Source organism: Kitasatospora sp. NPDC087315 (assembly GCF_044744345.1).
Taxonomy (GTDB): domain Bacteria; phylum Actinomycetota; class Actinomycetes; order Streptomycetales; family Streptomycetaceae; genus Kitasatospora.
Genome location: NZ_JBIUYD010000064.1, coordinates 1 through 1,397 on the forward strand (window position 1 = coordinate 1; position 1,397 = coordinate 1,397).

Sequence of the window (1,397 nt, forward strand, 5' to 3'; positions counted from 1 at the left end):
AGGCTGAGACCTGATGCCGAGCCGATTGTGGTGAAGTGGATGATCCTATGCTGTCGAGAAAAGCCTCTAGCGAGTTTCATGGCGGCCCGTACCCCAAACCGACTCAGGTGGTCAGGTAGAGAATACCGAGGCGTTCGGGTGAACTATGGTTAAGGAACTCGGCAAAATGCCCCCGTAACTTCGGGAGAAGGGGGGCCATTCCTGGTGATGACACGTGCTGTCTGAGCTGGGGGTGGCCGCAGAGACCAGCGAGAAGCGACTGTTTACTAAAAACACAGGTCCGTGCGAAGCCGTAAGGCGATGTATACGGACTGACGCCTGCCCGGTGCTGGAACGTTAAGGGGACCGGTTAGCTCCATTTCGGTGGGGCGAAGCTGAGAACTTAAGCGCCAGTAAACGGCGGTGGTAACTATAACCATCCTAAGGTAGCGAAATTCCTTGTCGGGTAAGTTCCGACCTGCACGAATGGCGTAACGACTTCTCGACTGTCTCAACCATAGGCCCGGTGAAATTGCATTACGAGTAAAGATGCTCGTTTCGCGCAGCAGGACGGAAAGACCCCGGGACCTTTACTATAGCTTGATATTGGTGTTCGGTTCGGCTTGTGTAGGATAGGTGGGAGACTTTGAAGCCTTGACGCCAGTCTTGGTGGAGTCGTCGTTGAAATACCACTCTGGTCGTGCTGGATGTCTAACCTGGGTCCGTGATCCGGATCAGGGACAGTGTCTGGTGGGTAGTTTAACTGGGGCGGTTGCCTCCTAAAGGGTAACGGAGGCGCCCAAAGGTTCCCTCAGCCTGGTTGGCAATCAGGTGTTGAGTGTAAGTGCACAAGGGAGCTTGACTGTGAGACTGACGGGTCGAGCAGGTACGAAAGTAGGGACTAGTGATCCGGCGGTGGCTTGTGGAAGCGCCGTCGCTCAACGGATAAAAGGTACCCCGGGGATAACAGGCTGATCTTCCCCAAGAGTCCATATCGACGGGATGGTTTGGCACCTCGATGTCGGCTCGTCGCATCCTGGGGCTGGAGTAGGTCCCAAGGGTTGGGCTGTTCGCCCATTAAAGCGGTACGCGAGCTGGGTTTAGAACGTCGTGAGACAGTTCGGTCCCTATCCGCTGTGCGCGTAGGAGTGTTGAGAAGGGCTGTCCCTAGTACGAGAGGACCGGGACGGACGAACCTCTGGTGTGCCAGTTGTTCTGCCAAGGGCATGGCTGGTTGGCTACGTTCGGGAGGGATAACCGCTGAAAGCATCTAAGCGGGAAGCCTGCTTCGAGATGAGCACTCCCACCTCCTTGAGAGGGTAAGGCTCCCAGTAGACGACTGGGTTGATAGGCCGGATATGGAAGCCCTGTGAGGGGTGGAGTTGACCGGTACTAATAGGCCGAGGGCTTGTCCTCAG

General features: G+C 56.1%; 1 rRNA gene. It reads left to right on the forward strand.

Going from position 1 to position 1,397, the window contains the following annotated elements:
* Positions 1-1,395, forward strand: a 23S ribosomal RNA gene (locus tag ACIO5D_RS38485); the annotation flags it as partial.
* Positions 1,396-1,397 lie beyond the last annotated feature (2 nt).